The sequence below is a fragment of the Janthinobacterium agaricidamnosum genome, from assembly GCF_003667705.1.
In the GTDB taxonomy this organism is placed as follows: domain Bacteria; phylum Pseudomonadota; class Gammaproteobacteria; order Burkholderiales; family Burkholderiaceae_D; genus Janthinobacterium.
Genome location: NZ_CP033019.1, coordinates 2,297,671 through 2,313,704, shown reverse-complemented (window position 1 = coordinate 2,313,704; position 16,034 = coordinate 2,297,671). Strand labels below are relative to the sequence as shown.

The following is a 16,034-nucleotide window of genomic DNA, read 5'->3' as shown; positions in this document are numbered from 1 at the left end:
TTACTCGGAGCGATAATTTGGCGCTTCTTTCGTGATCTGCACATCATGGACATGCGACTCGCGCATGCCGGCCGAGGTGATTTCCACGAATTCCGCTTTTTCGCGCAGCTCGTCGATGGTGGCGCAACCACAGTAACCCATCGATTGACGCACGCCGCCCACCAGCTGGAAGATGATCGCCAGCACGCTGCCCTTGTAAGCCACGCGGCCTTCGATACCTTCAGGCACGAACTTGTCGGCCTTCATGGTGGCGTCCTGGAAATAACGGTCAGCCGAACCGTCGGACATCGCGCCCAGCGAACCCATGCCGCGGTACGATTTGTAGCTGCGGCCCTGATACAGGATCACTTCGCCTGGCGCTTCTTCCGTACCGGCAAACATGGAACCCATCATCACGGTCGAGGCGCCAGCGGCCAGCGCCTTCGAAATATCGCCCGAGAAGCGGATACCGCCGTCGGCGATACATGGCACGCCCGTGCCTTCCAGTGCTTCGGCAACATTCGAGATGGCCGTGATTTGCGGCACGCCCACACCGGCGACGATACGCGTGGTGCAGATCGAGCCAGGACCGATGCCGACCTTGACCGCATCGGCGCCGTATTCCACCAGCGCCTTGGCGGCGGCGGCGGTAGCGATGTTGCCACCAATCACTTCGACTTGCGGGTACTTGGTCTTGATCCAGCGTACGCGGTCGAGGATGCCTTGCGAGTGGCCGTGGGCCGTGTCGACCACCAGCACGTCGACACCGGCGGCGACCAGCAGGTCGATGCGCTCTTCATCCTTGGCACCGACGCCGACGGCAGCGCCGACCAGCAGTTTGCCCTGGCTGTCTTTCGACGCGAACGGGTGCGAGGTCGACTTCTGGATATCCTTGACGGTGATCAGGCCGCGTAATTCGAATGCGTCATTGACGACCAGCACGCGCTCGAGGCGGTGCTTGTTCATCAGGCGCTTGGCTTCGGCCGTATCGGCGTCTTCCTTGACGACGACGAGTTTTTCGCGCGGGGTCATCTTGGCGGAAGCTTCCGCGTCGAGTTCCTGCTCAAAGCGCAAATCGCGGTTGGTGATGATGCCGACGACTTCCTTGCCTTTGACGACAGGGAAACCGCTGATGCCGTATTGTTCCGTCAGTGCGATCACGTCGCGGATTTTCATTTCCGGCGGAATCGTGATCGGATCACGCAGCACGCCAGCTTCGAAACGCTTTACGCGGGCCACTTCACGTGCCTGGTCCTTCGGATTCAAATTCTTGTGGATGATGCCGATGCCGCCTTCCTGGGCCATCGCGATCGCCAGACGGGCTTCCGTCACCGTATCCATGGCTGCGGACAGCAAGGGAATATTCAGGGTGATGTTGCGGGTCAGGCGAGTTTTGAGGGACGTATCGGCGGGCAGAACGTTGGAGTAGGCTGGGACGAGCAGCACGTCATCGAATGTGAGTGCTTTTTGAAGTAGACGCATAGCATTTCCTATTGGCGCAAAAGCAGATTATACAGAAAAAAGCGCCCTCCGTCCTTGCAGCATAGAAAAGATATTTGAAAATAGCAAAAAATGGCGCTCGCCAGGCAGCGGCCGCCCTGCCCGCTCAGCCCTTCGCAGGCTTGCCGCTGGCCCTGCGCCGGCGCGCCTCTTTCGGGTCCGCCTGCAAGGGGCGGTACACTTCCACGCGGTCATGCTCGTGCAATACGGTATCGAGCGGCTTCTTTTTGCCATAGATGCCGACCATGTTCACGGCCAGGTCGATGCCGGGCATTTCCTGCAGCAAGCCGCTCAGCGCCACCGCCTGCCCGATGGTGGTGCCGGCAGGCACCGTCAAGGTGCGCAAAAAGCTGCTGTCCGGCAGCGCGTGACACACTTGCACCTGCATGCTGGTCTCAGCCATACACGGTCTCCGCGCGCTTGCAGAAGGAATCGACCATGCTGTTGGCAATCATGCCGAAGACGGGGCCGATGATCTGTTCCAGTACGCGGCTGGAAAACTCGTAGTGCAGGTCCAGTTCGATCTTGCAGGCGTCTTCGCGCAGGGCCTTGAAGGTCCACACGCCGTCGAGGGTCTTGAAAGGACCGTCCACCAGCTTCATCTTGATGGACGTCGGCGGCACGTTCTCGTTGGACGTGGTGAAGCTTTGGCGCACGCCGTGGTAATGTATGCCCACGCTGGCGACGACCGTGTTCTCGCCCCGCTCGCGAATCTCGACCGCGCCGCACCAGGGCAGGAATTTGGGATAATCTTCCACCGCCGCCACCAGCGCGAACATTTGTTCGGCGCTATAGCCGAGAAAAACTGATTTATGTACTACTGCCATTGAAGAACCATTTGCTATGATGTTGGATACATTTGATTTTATCGCGCTTGCGCGAGACAGTAGTTTAACCGACCCGCGCACATTTACCATCTCATGACCATAGCAGACAACAGAAAAGCCTTCCACGACTACTTTATCGAGGATCGCTACGAAGCGGGCATCGTGCTGGAAGGCTGGGAAGTCAAAGCCATCCGCGACGCCCGCGTACAAATCAAGGAAGCCTACGTCGTCGTCCGCGGCGATGAACTCTTCCTGTTCGGCGCGCATATCAGCGCCCTGCCGACCGCCTCCACCCATATCCACCCGGAAGCCGTACGCACGCGCAAGCTGCTGCTGCACCGCGCTGAAATGGATAAACTGATCGGCAAGGTGGAACGCTCCGGCTATACCCTGGTGCCGCTCAACCTGCACTACAAGGGCGGCCGCGTGAAATGCGAGATCGGCCTGGCCAAGGGCAAGAAACAGCACGACAAACGCGCTGCGGAACGCGACCGCGATGGCGCGCGCGAAGTGCAAGCGGCCATGAAATCGCACCGCCGCTGATCCGGCACCGCGCGCAGCGTGCTGCGCCAATACCAACAAGCCCGGCTATATGCCGGGTTTTATTTTGCCGATTGCCTGCGGCAAGCGGGAAAAACTCAGCGCGACGGAATAAAGCAGGGAAAAGAAAGAGGTAAGGCGGGAAATAAAGCGGTATTGGCGAAAAAGCCATGGAGATACGGCGAAGGACATCAACTCTGCCTGCCTGGCCAAAGACAAAAAACGAGGAAAGTTCCGGATGCTTGCATGCTGCCTTGTACACCTGTATTACCGCTCAGGACAAGCATCCGAATGAATGGCGTATTACATTACACCTTCAGCAGGTCACGCGACTTGCCCGAATCGGTCCACTCTTTGACCCATTTCGGTTGACGGCCACGGCCAGTCCATTGCTGCGTCGCATCATCCGGATTGCGATAGCGTACTGCAACCGTGCCGGTTTTAGCGCGGATACCCGTACCAACCAGATCTTTTACGGAAACGCCGACGCTCTGTGCGATCGCCAGGATTTGTTCACGCGCTTTGGACAGATCGTCTTGTTCGCGTTTTTTCATTTGCTTCTTGATGTCGTCCTGCAAGGTGCGCAGTTCGGACAGGGATAAGCTGGACAGATCCATGATATTTCCTTGTGTGAGTTGAAAAATATAACTGAACAGTTAAATTCTATCCAATTGTAACGCGATTGAGGTGATTTTTTCTGAAGATTTGATTGTTTTTTACAATTCTTTTCCCAAAAACCCCACTTCCCGGCTTTCAGGCGATGCAAGTCTTCAATCAAGGGGACGGACACCGCAGTGTACCGTCTGCGCCAGTACCTGTATTTTGTGCGGCGGCGATTCAATACAGCGCCATCGGTCACATTTATTCTGCAGTATTTTTTGTTTCATTGCAATTTATAGTAATTAAAAATTGCAATTCAAAACATACACGGGGCCAATACTATCGGCCACCATGCACCGGCCTCCAATCCCGCGTCGTCGTCCATCGCGGACATCGGTGCAGCAGATTCCACTTCAATCAAAAAGATAAGCGTCGCACGACAACATATAACCCAGAAAGTGCGCACAGCATAGCATAAAGAAAATATTCTCAGCGCTACTGATTCCAACGCTGATACTCCAGCTCTGCTGCTGCCATATATTCCAGTGGCGCAAATGAAAACTGCCCGCGATATGGCGGGCAGTATTGACGAAAACTTGCTACGAGTTTGCTATTCACCGGCAATCAAGGAATCGCCACGCCACCTTTCGGCTTCTGGGTTTTGACCACCTGCATTGCCGCGGCGATCAAACCACTCATATCGCCCAGATTGGCCGGCACGATAATCGAGTTATTTGTCTTCGCCAATTGCGCGAAGGCGCCCACATACTGTTCGGCCACTTTCAGGTTGACGGCATCTTCGCCGCCCGGCTCGCGGATGGCGGCGCCGACCTGGCGCAGCGCCTCGGCACTGGCCTGTGCCAGCGCAACGATGGCTGTGGCCTGACCTTCGGCGCGGTTGATCGATGCCTGCTTCTCGCCTTCGGAGCGGGCAATGTTCGCTTCGCGCTCGCCGCTGGCGATATTGATCTGCTCCTGCTTGCGTCCTTCCGAGGCGGCAATCAGCGCGCGCTTTTCGCGCTCGGCCGTGATCTGCGCCTGCATCGCATGCAGGATTTCCTTGGGCGGCGTCAAATCCTTGATTTCATAGCGCAATACCTTGACGCCCCAATTCGCCGCCGATTCATCGATGGCATTCACGATGGCAGTATTGATATGGTCGCGCTCTTCAAATGTCTTGTCGAGTTCCATTTTACCGATCACCGATCGCAAGGTCGTTTGCGCCAATTGCGTAATGGCGGCAATATAATTCGACGAACCATATGAAGCACGCATCGCATCGGTAATCTGGAAATACAGAATGCCATCGACCTGCAATTGCGTATTGTCACGCGTAATGCACACCTGAGGCGGCACGTCGAGTGGAATTTCCTTGAGTACATGCTTATAAGCGATGCGGTCAACAAAAGGCACGACAATATTCAGGCCAGGCCCCAATACCGCATGGAACTTGCCCAGGCGTTCCACCACCCAGGCATGCTGCTGCGGCACCACATTGACCGTCTTGAAGACAAATACCAACGCCAGCAATAACAAGATCAGCGACACGCTTCCGATGCTTACTTCCATAATCTATTCTCCAGGTTATCCAACAATCAAACGGCTGCCACGCACGGCACGTATGGTGTAATGACCGGCCTGCGTATCGCTGCCGGGAATCAATTCCACATCCCACAAGGCGCCGCGATACATGACGCGCGCCGCACCATCGACCCAGTGCGCGACCGCCACGCTTTGGCCGATATCGAGATTCACATTCGGATCCTGCGCCGCATCGCGCCGCGCCGCCCTGCCAAAACGGCTGCGCCGCAATAACAGCGTAGCCGCCACGCCGACAATAGCGGCCGTCAGGGCCTGCCAGCTGCCATTTCCGCCCGCCAGCGCCACCAATCCTCCGGCGCTGACGCCGATGGCGATCATCAGCAGATAAAACGTGCCCGTAAACAGCTCCAGGATCAATACCGCGCCAGCCGCGACAAACCAGCCCACCCATTCAGCCATGATGCCTCCATCCTTGTGAATCCAAAATAAAAAACCCCGCAGCCTATATAAGCGACGGGGTTTAATGCGCTGCACTGCCTGATATTATTCTTGCCAAACACCTATATACAAGCAGTCTAACGCAATTCCGGATGGCGTCAATAGCCGGCGGCGAATTAGCGCCGCCGGCCCGGCGTTTATTCCTCGAGCAGGCTGCGCAACATCCACGCCGTCTTCTCATGCAAATCGAGGCGCTGCGTGATCAAATCGGCCGTCGGCTGGTCATTGGCTTTCTCGAGCAGCGGGAACAAACGGCGCGCCGTGCGCGCTGTCGCTTCCTGTGCCGACACCAGGTGGCTGACCATGTCCAGCGCCGGCGGCACGCCGTCGATTTCCTTGATCGAAGCGAGCTTGACGAATTCCTTGTAGGTGCCCGGCGCCGGATAGCCGAGGGCGCGGATACGCTCGGCGATCAAGTCCAGCGCGGCCCACTGCTCCGTGTATTGCGTCATGAACATCAGGTGCAGGGTGTTGAACATCGGCCCCTTGACGTTCCAGTGAAAATTATGGGTCATCAGGTACAAGGTGTAGCTGTCGGCCAGCAGGCCGGACAGGCCTTCCGCAATTTTCGCGCGGTCCGCTTCGGAAATGCCGATATCGATCTTTGCCACTTTGCTCGGTTTCTTGCTTGCCATGTAAACTCCCGTTTCAATGTATTGGTGGAATCATTTTAGCTGATCTGGCGCAAGCCCATCGGATACTGCCGTGCACAGCATGGCAGGCATAAAAAAACCCGCTGCCAGGTCAGTGGCAGCGGGTTTTCAAGGGGCAATAAAGAAGCTTACGCTTTCAGCGCAGCGAGCTTTTGCCACGTATCGATCACCGAGTCGGGATTCAGGGACATCGATTCGATGCCCTGCTCCATCAGCCAGACGGCGAAGTCCGGATGGTCGGAAGGCCCCTGGCCGCAGATGCCGATGTACTTGCCGCGTGCCAGGCAAGCCTTGATGGCCAGGGCCAGCAGGGCTTTCACGGCGGGATCGCGCTCGTCGAAATCGGCGGCCAGCAATTCCATGCCGGAATCGCGGTCCAGGCCCAGGGTCAGCTGGGTCAGGTCGTTCGAACCGATCGAGAAGCCGTCGAAATGGTCGAGGAACTGGTCGGCCAGGATGGCGTTCGACGGCACTTCGCACATCATGATGACGCGCAGGTCGTTCTCGCCGCGCTTCAGGCCATTCTTTGCCAGCAAGTCGATGACTTTTTCGGCCTGGCCCAGGGTGCGCACGAATGGCACCATGATTTCCACGTTCGTCAGGCCCATGTCATTGCGCACGCGCTTCATCGCTTCGCATTCCATGTTGAACGCTTCGGAGAAGTCGGCCGACAGGTAGCGCGCCGCGCCGCGGAAGCCCAGCATCGGGTTTTCCTCGTCCGGCTCGTAGCGCGAACCGCCGATCAGCTTCTTGTACTCGTTCGACTTGAAGTCGGACAGGCGCACGATGACTTTCTTCGGCCAGAACGCGGCGGCGATGGTGGCGATGCCTTCGGCCAGCTTGTCGATATAGAACGCTTTCGGCGAAGCGTGGCCGCGCGCCACCGATTCCACGGCCTTTTTCAGGTCGGCATCGATGTTCGGATATTCCAGGATCGCGCGCGGATGCACACCAATATTGTTATTGATGATAAATTCCAGGCGCGCCAGGCCCACGCCCGCATTCGGCACGGACTGGAAGTCGAACGCCAGCTGCGGATTGCCCACGTTGAGCATGATCTTGGTATCGAGCTTCGGCAATTCGCCGCGCGACACTTCCGACACTTCCGTTTCCAGCAAGCCATCGTAGATCTTGCCTTCGTCGCCTTCGGAGCAGACGACGGTGACGAACGTGCCGTCTTTCAGCACGTCGGTCGCGTCGCCGCAGCCGACGACGGCCGGCACGCCGAGTTCACGGGCAATAATTGCTGCGTGGCAAGTGCGGCCGCCGCGATTGGTGACGATGGCCGATGCGCGCTTCATGACCGGTTCCCAGTTCGGGTCCGTCATGTCGGCAACGAGCACGTCGCCTGGCTGCACGCGCTCCATGTCGGCCGGGTCGTGGATCACGCGCACGGGGCCGGCGCCGATCTTCTGGCCGATGGCGCGGCCGGACGTCAGCACGGTGCCCGTGCTTTTCAGCTTGAAGCGTTCCTGCACGTCGGTCGCCTTTTGCTGCGACTTGACGGTTTCAGGACGCGCCTGCAGGATGTACAGCTTGCCGTCGCGGCCATCCTTGCCCCACTCGATGTCCATCGGACGGCCGTAGTGGTTTTCGATGATGACGGCGTACTTGGCCAGCTCCACCACTTCGCTGTCGTTCAGCGAGTAGCGGTTGCGCATTTCGACGGGCACGTCGACGGTTTTCACGGAACGGCCGGCTTTCGCTTCGTTCGTGAATTCCATCTTCAGCAGCTTCGAGCCGATATTGCGGCGGATCACAGGCGACTTGCCTTTTTCCAGCATCGGCTTGTGCACATAGAATTCATCGGGATTGACGGCGCCCTGCACCACGGTTTCGCCCAGGCCATAGCTGGAAGTGACGAAGACCACGTCCTTGAAGCCCGACTCGGTATCGATGGTGAACATCACGCCGGCCGCGCCCAGGTCGGAACGCACCATGCGCTGCACGCCGGCCGACAAGGCCACTTCAGCGTGCGTAAAGCCCTTGTGCACGCGATACGAGATGGCGCGGTCGTTGTACAGCGACGCGAACACCTGTTTCATGGCTTCGAGCACGTTGTCGATGCCGACCACGTTCAGGAAGGTTTCTTGCTGACCAGCAAAAGAGGCGTCCGGCAAGTCTTCCGCCGTGGCCGAGGAACGCACGGCAAACGACATTTCGGTGTCGGAATCGGCCACCAGCTTGGCGTAGAACTGATCGATTTCAGCGGCCAGGCGTGGCTGGAACGGCGTTTCGACGATCCATTGACGAATCTCGGCGCCGGCTTGCGCCAGCGCGCGCACGTCATCGATGTTCAGCCCTTCGAGGCGCTGGGCGATGCGTTCGGCCAGCGGCAAGCCGCCGTTGGCGCTATACGAGAGGAAATCGCGGAATGCCTGCGCCGTGGTGGCAAAGCCACCGGGCACGCGCACGCCGGCTTCCGCCAGCTGGCTGATCATTTCGCCCAGGGAGGCGTTCTTGCCGCCGACGGATTCGACATCCGTCATGCGCAAATGCTCGAACGAGGCAACATACACCGCGTCCTTGTCTTCCTGCTGTTGCGATACTGCGTTGGTCATAATGACACCCTTACTGATGATAGAAATCTTTACGCGCGGCGCACAGACAGTCTTCTTGTTATTCTTGGCGTCGTGCAGCACAATCATACCGTTGCAGCCATTTTACCTTGTGCGGCGCAAATTGACGACGCACAATCTTGATCCGAAAACCCATGACACAAGAACCACGCCCTCCTCTGCCCTCCGCGGCCCGCACCGTCTTCTTCGTTTCCGACGGTACCGGCATCACCGCCGAGACGTTCGGCCACTCGGTGCTGACGCAGTTCGACCTGCGCTTCCGTCAGATCCGCCTGCCCTTCATCGACACCATGGACAAGGCATACGATGCGGCGCGCAAGATCAACGAAGCCTTCGCCGCCGATGGCCAGCGCCCGATCATTTTCTCCACCCTGGTGAAGAACGACCTGTCGGCCGTGATCCGCAAGTCCAGCGGCATGCACATGGACCTGATCCAGACCTTTGTGGCCCCGCTGGAGCAGGAGCTGGGCGTGATGTCGACCCACACCATCGGACGCTCGCACAATATCGTCGACAGCGAGGAATACAAGAACCGCATCGAGGCGATCAACTATTCGCTGGCGCACGACGATGGGCAGTCGCACAAGAACCTGTCCTCGGCCGATGTCATTCTGGTGGGTGTTTCGCGCTCTGGCAAGACCCCGACCAGCCTGTATCTGGCCATGCAATACGGTATCAAGGCGGCCAATTATCCGCTGATTCCCGACGATTTCGAGCGCGACAAGCTGCCATCGGCCCTGCTGGAATTTAAGAATAAAATTTTCGGATTGAGCATTACGCCCGAACGTTTGTCGGAAATACGCAACGAAAGACGCGCTGGAAGCAAGTATGCGGCAATTGAAAACTGCCGTTACGAAGTCAACGAGGCGGAAAAAATGATGAAACGCGAAGGTATCCGCTGGCTTTCCTCGACCACCAAGTCGATCGAAGAGATCTCCACGACGATCCTGCAAGAGATCAAGCCGAACCGCCGCGAGTACTAGCACGCCTGACCAAACCTGCTGCGCGTCGGTATAGGCGGCTTGCGATGCTCACCGGCTCGGCGCCCCCGTACTCAAGTACGGTTGCGCTTCTCGGCCACCTCTCCCTTCCGCTCGCGAAGGTTTTGTCAGGCGTTCGCCTCGCGGGACAGCACCGTCAGCGCCGTCACCAATTGGTCCAGTTCAGCGGTGTTGGTGGTGATTGCCACTGTGGCGCGCACGATGTCGGCATCGCCGATATTGCGCTGCACGGTAAAGACGCCAAAGCGCTCCAGCAAGGCTTGCTGCAGATCGCGCGCGCCCATGCCGTCGACGGCAAAGGCGACCAGCGCCGTGCCGCGTTTGGCATCGAGCGGCGACAGGATGCGCACGCCGGGCAACTGCGCCGCCCGCTCGACCCAGTAATTGCGCAGCCAGGCCAGGCGTTCGTTCTTGGCCGGTGTGCCGCCCAGGCGCGCATGGAAGTCCAAGGCGGCAGGCGCGGCCAGGATGGCGCCGATCGGCGGCATGCCCATGTGCAGGCGGCTGCGGATATCGTCCAGCGGATAATCGTCGTCGCCACAATGCGGCTCGATCTTGTGCAATTGCGAGGCGCGGATATACACGACACCGAGTCCCGCCGGCGCCCCCAGCCATTTGTGCAGATTGAAACCGGCGAAATCGACACCCATCGCCTGCACGTCGACGTCGACCTGCCCCAGCGCATGAGCGCTGTCGAGCAGCACGTCGATACCGTGTTCGCGCGCCAGCGTCATGATGGCCTTCAGCGGCATTTGCTGGCCATTGGCCGGCGTCACCTGCGACAGCAGCAGCAATTTGGGCTTGACGGCCTGGCGCATGGCTTGCGCGTAGCGGGCGATGATCTCGTCATCGCTGATGGGCAAGCTCAATGCGACTGGCGTGCTGGTGACGCCACGGCGCTGTGCCAGCCAGCGCATGGCCGTGCGCATGGCCGGATAGTCGAGATTACTCCACAGTACGGTATCGCCGGGCGCCAGGCCGTGGTATTGCGTGATCAGCACCTGCATCGACTCGGTGCCGCTGCGGGTCAGCAGGATTTCATGCGGTTCGGCATGGATCAGCGCGGCGACGCGCCGGCGCAGGCTATCCACATGCGTGCGCGTGAATTCGCCGCGCACGAAAGGACTCAGTTGCTCGTTGGTGTAGCGCACGGCCTGCTCGAAGGCCGCTTGCACGGGGGCGGCCATGGCGCCGAAATAACCGTGTTCCAGATTGACGATGGCGTCGGGCGGCGCGGGATAAAACCTGGCTACCTGGCGCCACCAGGCCTCGTCACGTGCGGCGCCGTCGGCCAGCGGAGGGATGGACATGGCTACCCTGTTCAGGCCTGGCCCTGGCGCAGCTGCTCGAAGAAGCACACGGCGGCGCAGGCGGCCACGTTCAGCGATTCGATCTGGCCCAGGTGGGGAATGACTACCTGGTGCGTGGCCATCGACAGCAGGTCGTCGGCGACGCCCTGCCCTTCATGGCCGAACAGCCAGGCGACGGGCTGGCGCAGGTCGACGTCGTACAGACGCTGCGTGGCGTAGCCGCTGGTGGCCAGCGTCGCCACCTTGGCGTTCGATACGAGTGCCGCCAGGTCGACGTTTTCAAAGATGTCGAGCACGAAGTGCGCGCCCATCGCCGCGCGCAGCACCTTGGGCGACCAGCAGAAAGCCGTGCCGGCGCTGCAGTACACCTGCGTGATGCCGGCGGCGGCAGCGCTGCGCAGGATGGAGCCCACGTTGCCCGGGTCTTGCAGGTTATCGAGCAGCACGGCCGACACGCTCAGAGGCTGCGTGACGGCCCGTTCCGGCGTTTCGACGAGGAACATCACGCCCACGCCGTGCTCGACCTGGCTCACCGCGTTATACAAGGCATCGGGCAAGCCCAGTACATGTGCGCGCTGGCTTTCCAGCTGGCCGACGATCTCCGCCACTTCCGGATTTTGCAAGGCGCTTTCGCTGACGATGCACTGCTCCGGCATGCCGCGCAGCTGCAGGTACGACTGGCACAGGTGCACGCCGTCGAGCAGGGTGCGGCCCGACTTGCGGCGCGCCTGCGAACTGCCCGCCAGCTTCAATAAATCCTTGTATTGCGCATTGTCGCGCGAGGTAATCGTCTTCATGCCGCCACCTCCTGCCCGCCGAACAGCGCGATCACGTTGCGCACGGGCGCGAACGAGCGGCGGTGCACGGGCGAGGCGCCGTGCAAGTGCAGGCGCTCCAGGTGCAGCTTGGTGCCATAGCCCTTGTGCTGGTCGAAGCAGTACTCGGGATAGGCCGCATGCAGGTGCACCAGCGCCGCATCGCGCGCCGTCTTGGCCAGGATCGAGGCGGCGGAAATCGAATCGACCTTGTCGTCGCCGCCGATGATGGCCATGCCGCGTATCGGCATCACGGGGCAGCGGTTGCCGTCGATCAGGGCCAGGGTCGGCACGGTCGCCAGGGACTCGACGGCGCGGCGCATGGCCAGCATCGATGCCTGCAGGATGTTCAGGTTGTCGATCTCTTCTTCCGACGCTTCGGCGATGGCCCAGGCCAGGGCCTTGGCCTTGATTTGCGGCGCCAGCAGGTCGCGCCTGGCTTCGCTGAGTTTCTTCGAGTCGCGCAAGCCGTCGATGGGCTGGTTCGGGTCGAGGATCACGGCGGCGGCGAACACGGGGCCGGCCAGCGGACCGCGGCCTGCCTCGTCGACGCCGCAGATGATTTCATCGAGCGAGAATGGCAAGTCGTCAAACAGGCCGGGATAGATATTTTTCACGTTGAATCTTTGGTTGGTGCTGCGGTTGAAGCGGTGATTCGGGCTTACTTGCGGTTGGCGGCGATGACCTGCATGACGGCGTTGGCGCTTTCGCGCGCGCTGTCGCGCAGCAGGCTGTGGTGCATGTCCGTGAAGCGCTGCACCAGGCGCAAGCGGCCCGGCACGTCGCTCAGCTGCTGCCACATGGCGTCCGCCAGCGCTTGCGGGCTGGCCGCGTTTTGCAGCAGCTCGGGCACCAGGTAATCGCGCGCCAGGATGTTCGGCAAGCCTATCCACGGCTGATAGCCCATGTGGCGCATGATTTCCCACGAGGCGCGCATCATCTTGTAGGCGATGACCATCGGTTTCTTGTACAGCGCCACTTCCAGCGACGCCGTACCGGAAGCCACCAGCACCGCATCGGCGGCGCAGATGGCCGTGTGCGAGCCGCCATCGGTGAGCAATATCTCGACGTCCTGCAAGCCCGCCTCACGGATCAGTTGCAAAAAATACTGGCGCTGCTTTTCGCCGGCCATGGGCGCGACGAAACGCAGGGAGCGGTCGCGCGCCAGCAGCAGCTTGCAGGCGCCGACAAACGCCGCGGTATTGTATTTGAGTTCGCCCATGCGGCTGCCCGGCATCAGGGTCACGACATTCGCGTCTTGCGGCAAGCCCAGGACACGGCGCGCGGCCGCCTCGTCGGGCTGCAAAGGGATCATCTCGGCCAGCGGATGGCCGACATAGGTGACGGGCACGCCCGCCTTGCGGTAGATCTCTTCCTCGAACGGGAAGATCACCAGCATGTGCGAGACGGCCTTGATGATTTTCTTGATGCGTCCACCGCGCCAGGCCCATATCTGCGGCCCGATGTAGTGCACGGTGGGGATGCCGCCTTCCTTCAGCTGCTGTTCCAGCCCCAAGTTAAAGCCCGGGTAGTCGGCGCCGATGAAGACGGCGGGACGCTCCGCCAGCAGCTGGTCGCGCAGCGCGTTCTGGATACCCTTGATTTCGCGGTAGCGGGGAATGATCTCGAACAGGCCGCGCACGGTCAGTTTGTCGAGCGGCCAGTCGGACACGAAGCCCTGCCTGGCCATGTGCTCGCCGCCGATGCCGTGGAAGCGCGCGCCGGGCAGCTGCGGCACGAGGCCGGACAGCAGCCGGCTGGCCAGCAAATCGCCCGACACCTCGCCGGCGACGATGGCGACATTGGCGACACCGAGGCCGCGGTCCTGGTCAGCGGACGATGCCACGCGACGCCACGCCAAGGAATTCGCGCATGGCGCGAATGTGTTGCGCCACCTCGGGCGAGGAAGCCTGCTCTTCTTCGAACAGGGCCGCCTTGGACTCTTCCAGCGTCAGTCCCGCGCGGTAGATGAGCTTATACGCGGCGCGGATGCCGTTGATCTGCTCGCGCGTAAAGCCGCGGCGTTTCAAGCCTTCGATGTTGACGCCATGCGCCTGCGCCGGATTGCCGTTCAACAGGACGAACGGCGGCACGTCCTGCGTCAGGCTGGTGCTCATGCCGACAAAGGCGTGCGCGCCGATCTTGCAGAACTGGTGCACATTGGCAAAACCGCTCATGATGACCCAGTCGCCGATTTCCACGTGGCCCGCCAGCTGCGCGTTGTTCGAAAAGATAGTGTTGTTGCCCACCAGGCAGTCGTGCGCCAGGTGCACATACGCCGAGATCCAGTTGTCATTGCCCAGGCGCGTCACGCCGCCGCCCTGCACGGTGCCCGTGTTGAAGGTGCAGAACTCGCGGATGGTGTTGCGGTCGCCGATTTCCAGGCGCGTCGCCTCGCCCGCCCATTTTTTATCCTGCGGCTGCGCGCCGATGGAAGAAAACTGGAACAGGTGGTTGTCGCTGCCGATCGTCGTATGGCCGTCGATCACCACGTGCGGGCCGACCCTGGTGCCGGCGCCGATGCGCACGTGCGGACCGATGATGGTGTACGGACCCACCTCAACCGAGCTGTCAAGCTCGGCCTTCGGATCGATGACTGCCGTGGAGTGGATGGCCGCCATGTTACTGCCCCGCTGGCTGGCTCGCAGACTGGCTGGCATCTTGCGCGCTGCGGATCGTGCACATCAGTTCCGCTTCCACCGCCAGCTTGCCGTCAACCGTACCGACGGCCTTGTATTTCCAGATGCCGCGCGAGACGCGCAGGATTTCCACATCCATCTTCAATTGGTCGCCCGGTTCGACTGGACGCTTGAAGCGCGCATTGTCGATGCCGACGAAGTACACGACCGAATTTTCATCCGGTTTCACGCCCATCGACAGGAACGACAGCAAAGCCGCCGTCTGCGCCAGCGCTTCGATCATCAGCACGCCGGGCATGACCGGCTTGTGCGGGAAATGGCCCTGGAAGAACTCTTCGTTGACCGTCACGTTCTTGATGGCGGTGATGGTTTTATCGGCTTCCCAGTCCAGCACGCGGTCGACCAGCAGCAGGGGGTAGCGATGCGGCAGCAGCGATTTGATGGCGAGGATGTCGAGGGTCTTTTTTTCAGTAGTCATTTTTCGTCTTGCGTGGTCAGTGTTTTAATTGTTTTTTCAAGCGCGCGGATCTTCTCGCGCATGCTTGACAGGTTGCGCACGATGGCGGCGCTCTTTTCCCAGTCGGCGTTCTTGGCCAGCGGATAAAAGCCCGTGTACTGGCCCGCTTCCAGGATCGAACGCGAGACCATGCTGCCCGAGCCCACGTGGACGCGGTCGGCAATGGTCAGGTGGCCCAGCACCATGGCGGCGCCGCCAAAGGTGCAGTACTTGCCGATGATGGCGCTGCCGGCCACGCCGACACAGCCGGCCATGGCCGTGTGCGCGCCGATATGGCAGTTGTGGCCGATCTGGATCTGGTTATCGAGCTTGACGCCATCTTCGATGATGGTGTCGGCCAGTGCGCCGCGGTCGATGGTGGTGTTGGCGCCGATATCGACATCGTCACCGATCACCACCCTGCCCGTCTGCGGTATCTTGATGTAGACGCCGCCTTCGTTGGCGAAGCCGAATCCGTCGGTGCCGATCACGGCGCCCGAATGGATGATGCCGCGCTGGCCGATCACGCAGCGCGCGTGAAAGGTCACGTTGGCGAACAGCTGGGTACCGGCGCCGATGACGGCGTCGCGCCCCACCACGCAGCCGGGGCCGATGACGCAGCCGGCGCCGATCACGGCGCCCGCTTCGATCACCGCATGCACGCCGACGGAGGCGCTGGCGTCAACCTGCGCGCTGGCGTCGACAAAGGCGCCCGGATGGATGCCGATTGGTGCCGTGATCTCGTGCAGGGCGGCGAAATACTGCGCCGCGCGCGCGAAATACACATAGGGATTCGGGGTGACGATGCGCGCGCCGGCGTAGTCGCCGCCGATCAGCGCATCGTCGGCCGGCGTGAGGATCAGCGCGGCGGCGCCGCTCTGGGCCGCCTGTGCGCGGAATTTGCTATTGCTGAGAAAGCTGATGTGCGAAGCGCCGGCGTCGGCCAGCGGTGCGATACCTGACACTTCCAGGTTGGGATCGCCCGCCAACTGCCCGCCGAAGCGTTCGACCAATTCTCCTAGTCGAGTGCCCATCTAATTACCTCTATTCTAATA

17 protein-coding genes are annotated in these 16,034 nt (G+C 60.6%); 2 read left to right on the top strand and 15 right to left on the bottom strand.

Annotated features, from left to right (window positions below; all coding sequences use genetic code 11):
• The 3 genes from guaB to D9M09_RS10625 form a co-directional block, all read right to left on the bottom strand.
• Window positions 1-1,461: an IMP dehydrogenase gene (gene guaB, locus D9M09_RS10635; protein WP_034752206.1), complete on the bottom strand. Its 1,461-nt coding sequence runs from the start codon at window positions 1,459-1,461 to the stop codon at window positions 1-3.
• Window positions 1,462-1,585: 124 nt separating this feature from the next.
• The gene (locus tag D9M09_RS10630; protein WP_070221508.1) at window positions 1,586-1,882 is read right to left on the bottom strand and encodes an RnfH family protein; all 297 of its coding nucleotides are present in this window, start codon (window positions 1,880-1,882) and stop codon (window positions 1,586-1,588) included.
• Window positions 1,875-2,306, bottom strand: a complete 432-nt coding sequence (locus tag D9M09_RS10625) for a type II toxin-antitoxin system RatA family toxin (RefSeq protein ID WP_035818194.1) — start codon at window positions 2,304-2,306, stop codon at window positions 1,875-1,877. The genes D9M09_RS10630 and D9M09_RS10625 overlap by 8 nt, the downstream gene beginning before the upstream one ends.
• A gap of 93 nt (window positions 2,307-2,399) precedes the next feature.
• Between D9M09_RS10625 and smpB the strand changes: the two genes are divergently transcribed.
• Complete coding sequence (gene smpB, locus D9M09_RS10620) at window positions 2,400-2,849, top strand: SsrA-binding protein SmpB (RefSeq protein ID WP_034784131.1); 450 nt, start codon at window positions 2,400-2,402, stop codon at window positions 2,847-2,849.
• Window positions 2,850-3,154: 305 nt separating this feature from the next.
• On the opposite strand, the gene D9M09_RS10615 is transcribed toward smpB, so the two are convergent.
• From D9M09_RS10615 to ppsA, 5 genes are all read right to left on the bottom strand, one after another.
• On the bottom strand, window positions 3,155-3,463 hold the full coding sequence (locus D9M09_RS10615; RefSeq protein ID WP_010397665.1) for an H-NS family nucleoid-associated regulatory protein: 309 nt from the start codon (window positions 3,461-3,463) through the stop codon (window positions 3,155-3,157).
• A 607-nt stretch (window positions 3,464-4,070) separates the two neighbouring features.
• The gene (locus D9M09_RS10610) at window positions 4,071-5,015 is read right to left on the bottom strand and encodes an SPFH domain-containing protein (protein ID WP_070221509.1); all 945 of its coding nucleotides are present in this window, start codon (window positions 5,013-5,015) and stop codon (window positions 4,071-4,073) included.
• 15 nt (window positions 5,016-5,030) lie between these two features.
• On the bottom strand, window positions 5,031-5,447 hold the full coding sequence (locus tag D9M09_RS10605) for an NfeD family protein (RefSeq protein ID WP_070221510.1): 417 nt from the start codon (window positions 5,445-5,447) through the stop codon (window positions 5,031-5,033).
• Window positions 5,448-5,623: 176 nt separating this feature from the next.
• Window positions 5,624-6,121: a Dps family protein gene (locus tag D9M09_RS10600; protein WP_034752224.1), complete on the bottom strand. Its 498-nt coding sequence runs from the start codon at window positions 6,119-6,121 to the stop codon at window positions 5,624-5,626.
• Between the two features lie 146 nt (window positions 6,122-6,267).
• Window positions 6,268-8,700, bottom strand: coding sequence for a phosphoenolpyruvate synthase (gene ppsA / locus D9M09_RS10595; protein WP_070221573.1), 2,433 nt, complete (start codon window positions 8,698-8,700; stop codon window positions 6,268-6,270).
• A gap of 152 nt (window positions 8,701-8,852) precedes the next feature.
• Between ppsA and ppsR the strand changes: the two genes are divergently transcribed.
• Entirely contained in the window at window positions 8,853-9,701 is an 849-nt protein-coding gene (gene ppsR, locus D9M09_RS10590) for a posphoenolpyruvate synthetase regulatory kinase/phosphorylase PpsR (RefSeq protein WP_070288024.1), read from the top strand.
• A 125-nt stretch (window positions 9,702-9,826) separates the two neighbouring features.
• Here ppsR and D9M09_RS10585 read toward each other — a convergent pair whose 3' ends face one another.
• From D9M09_RS10585 to lpxD, 7 genes are read right to left on the bottom strand one after another with little or no spacing between them, the layout of a single operon-like run.
• Window positions 9,827-11,029, bottom strand: coding sequence for an aminotransferase class V-fold PLP-dependent enzyme (locus tag D9M09_RS10585; RefSeq protein ID WP_121669226.1), 1,203 nt, complete (start codon window positions 11,027-11,029; stop codon window positions 9,827-9,829).
• An 11-nt stretch (window positions 11,030-11,040) separates the two neighbouring features.
• A complete protein-coding gene (locus tag D9M09_RS10580; protein WP_121669225.1) occupies window positions 11,041-11,826 on the bottom strand; it encodes a TrmH family RNA methyltransferase in 786 nt (261 codons plus the stop codon).
• Complete coding sequence (rnhB, locus tag D9M09_RS10575; RefSeq protein WP_070221514.1) at window positions 11,823-12,461, bottom strand: ribonuclease HII; 639 nt, start codon at window positions 12,459-12,461, stop codon at window positions 11,823-11,825. Before rnhB ends, D9M09_RS10580 begins: the two co-directional genes overlap by 4 nt.
• 44 nt (window positions 12,462-12,505) lie before the next feature.
• On the bottom strand, window positions 12,506-13,690 hold the full coding sequence (lpxB, locus tag D9M09_RS10570; RefSeq protein ID WP_070288510.1) for a lipid-A-disaccharide synthase: 1,185 nt from the start codon (window positions 13,688-13,690) through the stop codon (window positions 12,506-12,508).
• Window positions 13,674-14,465: an acyl-ACP--UDP-N-acetylglucosamine O-acyltransferase gene (lpxA, locus tag D9M09_RS10565; protein WP_070221515.1), complete on the bottom strand. Its 792-nt coding sequence runs from the start codon at window positions 14,463-14,465 to the stop codon at window positions 13,674-13,676. Before lpxA ends, lpxB begins: the two co-directional genes overlap by 17 nt.
• A gap of 1 nt (window position 14,466) precedes the next feature.
• Complete coding sequence (gene fabZ, locus D9M09_RS10560) at window positions 14,467-14,961, bottom strand: 3-hydroxyacyl-ACP dehydratase FabZ (RefSeq protein WP_034752234.1); 495 nt, start codon at window positions 14,959-14,961, stop codon at window positions 14,467-14,469.
• Window positions 14,958-16,013, bottom strand: coding sequence for a UDP-3-O-(3-hydroxymyristoyl)glucosamine N-acyltransferase (lpxD, locus tag D9M09_RS10555; protein ID WP_121669224.1), 1,056 nt, complete (start codon window positions 16,011-16,013; stop codon window positions 14,958-14,960). Before lpxD ends, fabZ begins: the two co-directional genes overlap by 4 nt.
• Window positions 16,014-16,034: the final 21 nt, after the last annotated feature.

Coding starts and splice junctions, on each gene's coding strand:
- guaB (WP_034752206.1), bottom strand. CDS start 1,461: ATGCGTCTACTTCAAAAAGCACTCACATTCGATGACGTGCTGCTCGTC.
- D9M09_RS10630 (WP_070221508.1), bottom strand. CDS start 1,882: ATGGCTGAGACCAGCATGCAGGTGCAAGTGTGTCACGCGCTGCCGGAC.
- D9M09_RS10625 (WP_035818194.1), bottom strand. CDS start 2,306: ATGGCAGTAGTACATAAATCAGTTTTTCTCGGCTATAGCGCCGAACAA.
- smpB (WP_034784131.1), top strand. CDS start 2,400: ATGACCATAGCAGACAACAGAAAAGCCTTCCACGACTACTTTATCGAG.
- D9M09_RS10615 (WP_010397665.1), bottom strand. CDS start 3,463: ATGGATCTGTCCAGCTTATCCCTGTCCGAACTGCGCACCTTGCAGGAC.
- D9M09_RS10610 (WP_070221509.1), bottom strand. CDS start 5,015: ATGGAAGTAAGCATCGGAAGCGTGTCGCTGATCTTGTTATTGCTGGCG.
- D9M09_RS10605 (WP_070221510.1), bottom strand. CDS start 5,447: ATGGCTGAATGGGTGGGCTGGTTTGTCGCGGCTGGCGCGGTATTGATC.
- D9M09_RS10600 (WP_034752224.1), bottom strand. CDS start 6,121: ATGGCAAGCAAGAAACCGAGCAAAGTGGCAAAGATCGATATCGGCATT.
- ppsA (WP_070221573.1), bottom strand. CDS start 8,700: ATGACCAACGCAGTATCGCAACAGCAGGAAGACAAGGACGCGGTGTAT.
- ppsR (WP_070288024.1), top strand. CDS start 8,853: ATGACACAAGAACCACGCCCTCCTCTGCCCTCCGCGGCCCGCACCGTC.
- D9M09_RS10585 (WP_121669226.1), bottom strand. CDS start 11,029: ATGTCCATCCCTCCGCTGGCCGACGGCGCCGCACGTGACGAGGCCTGG.
- D9M09_RS10580 (WP_121669225.1), bottom strand. CDS start 11,826: ATGAAGACGATTACCTCGCGCGACAATGCGCAATACAAGGATTTATTG.
- lpxA (WP_070221515.1), bottom strand. CDS start 14,465: ATGGCGGCCATCCACTCCACGGCAGTCATCGATCCGAAGGCCGAGCTT.
- fabZ (WP_034752234.1), bottom strand. CDS start 14,961: ATGACTACTGAAAAAAAGACCCTCGACATCCTCGCCATCAAATCGCTG.
- lpxD (WP_121669224.1), bottom strand. CDS start 16,013: ATGGGCACTCGACTAGGAGAATTGGTCGAACGCTTCGGCGGGCAGTTG.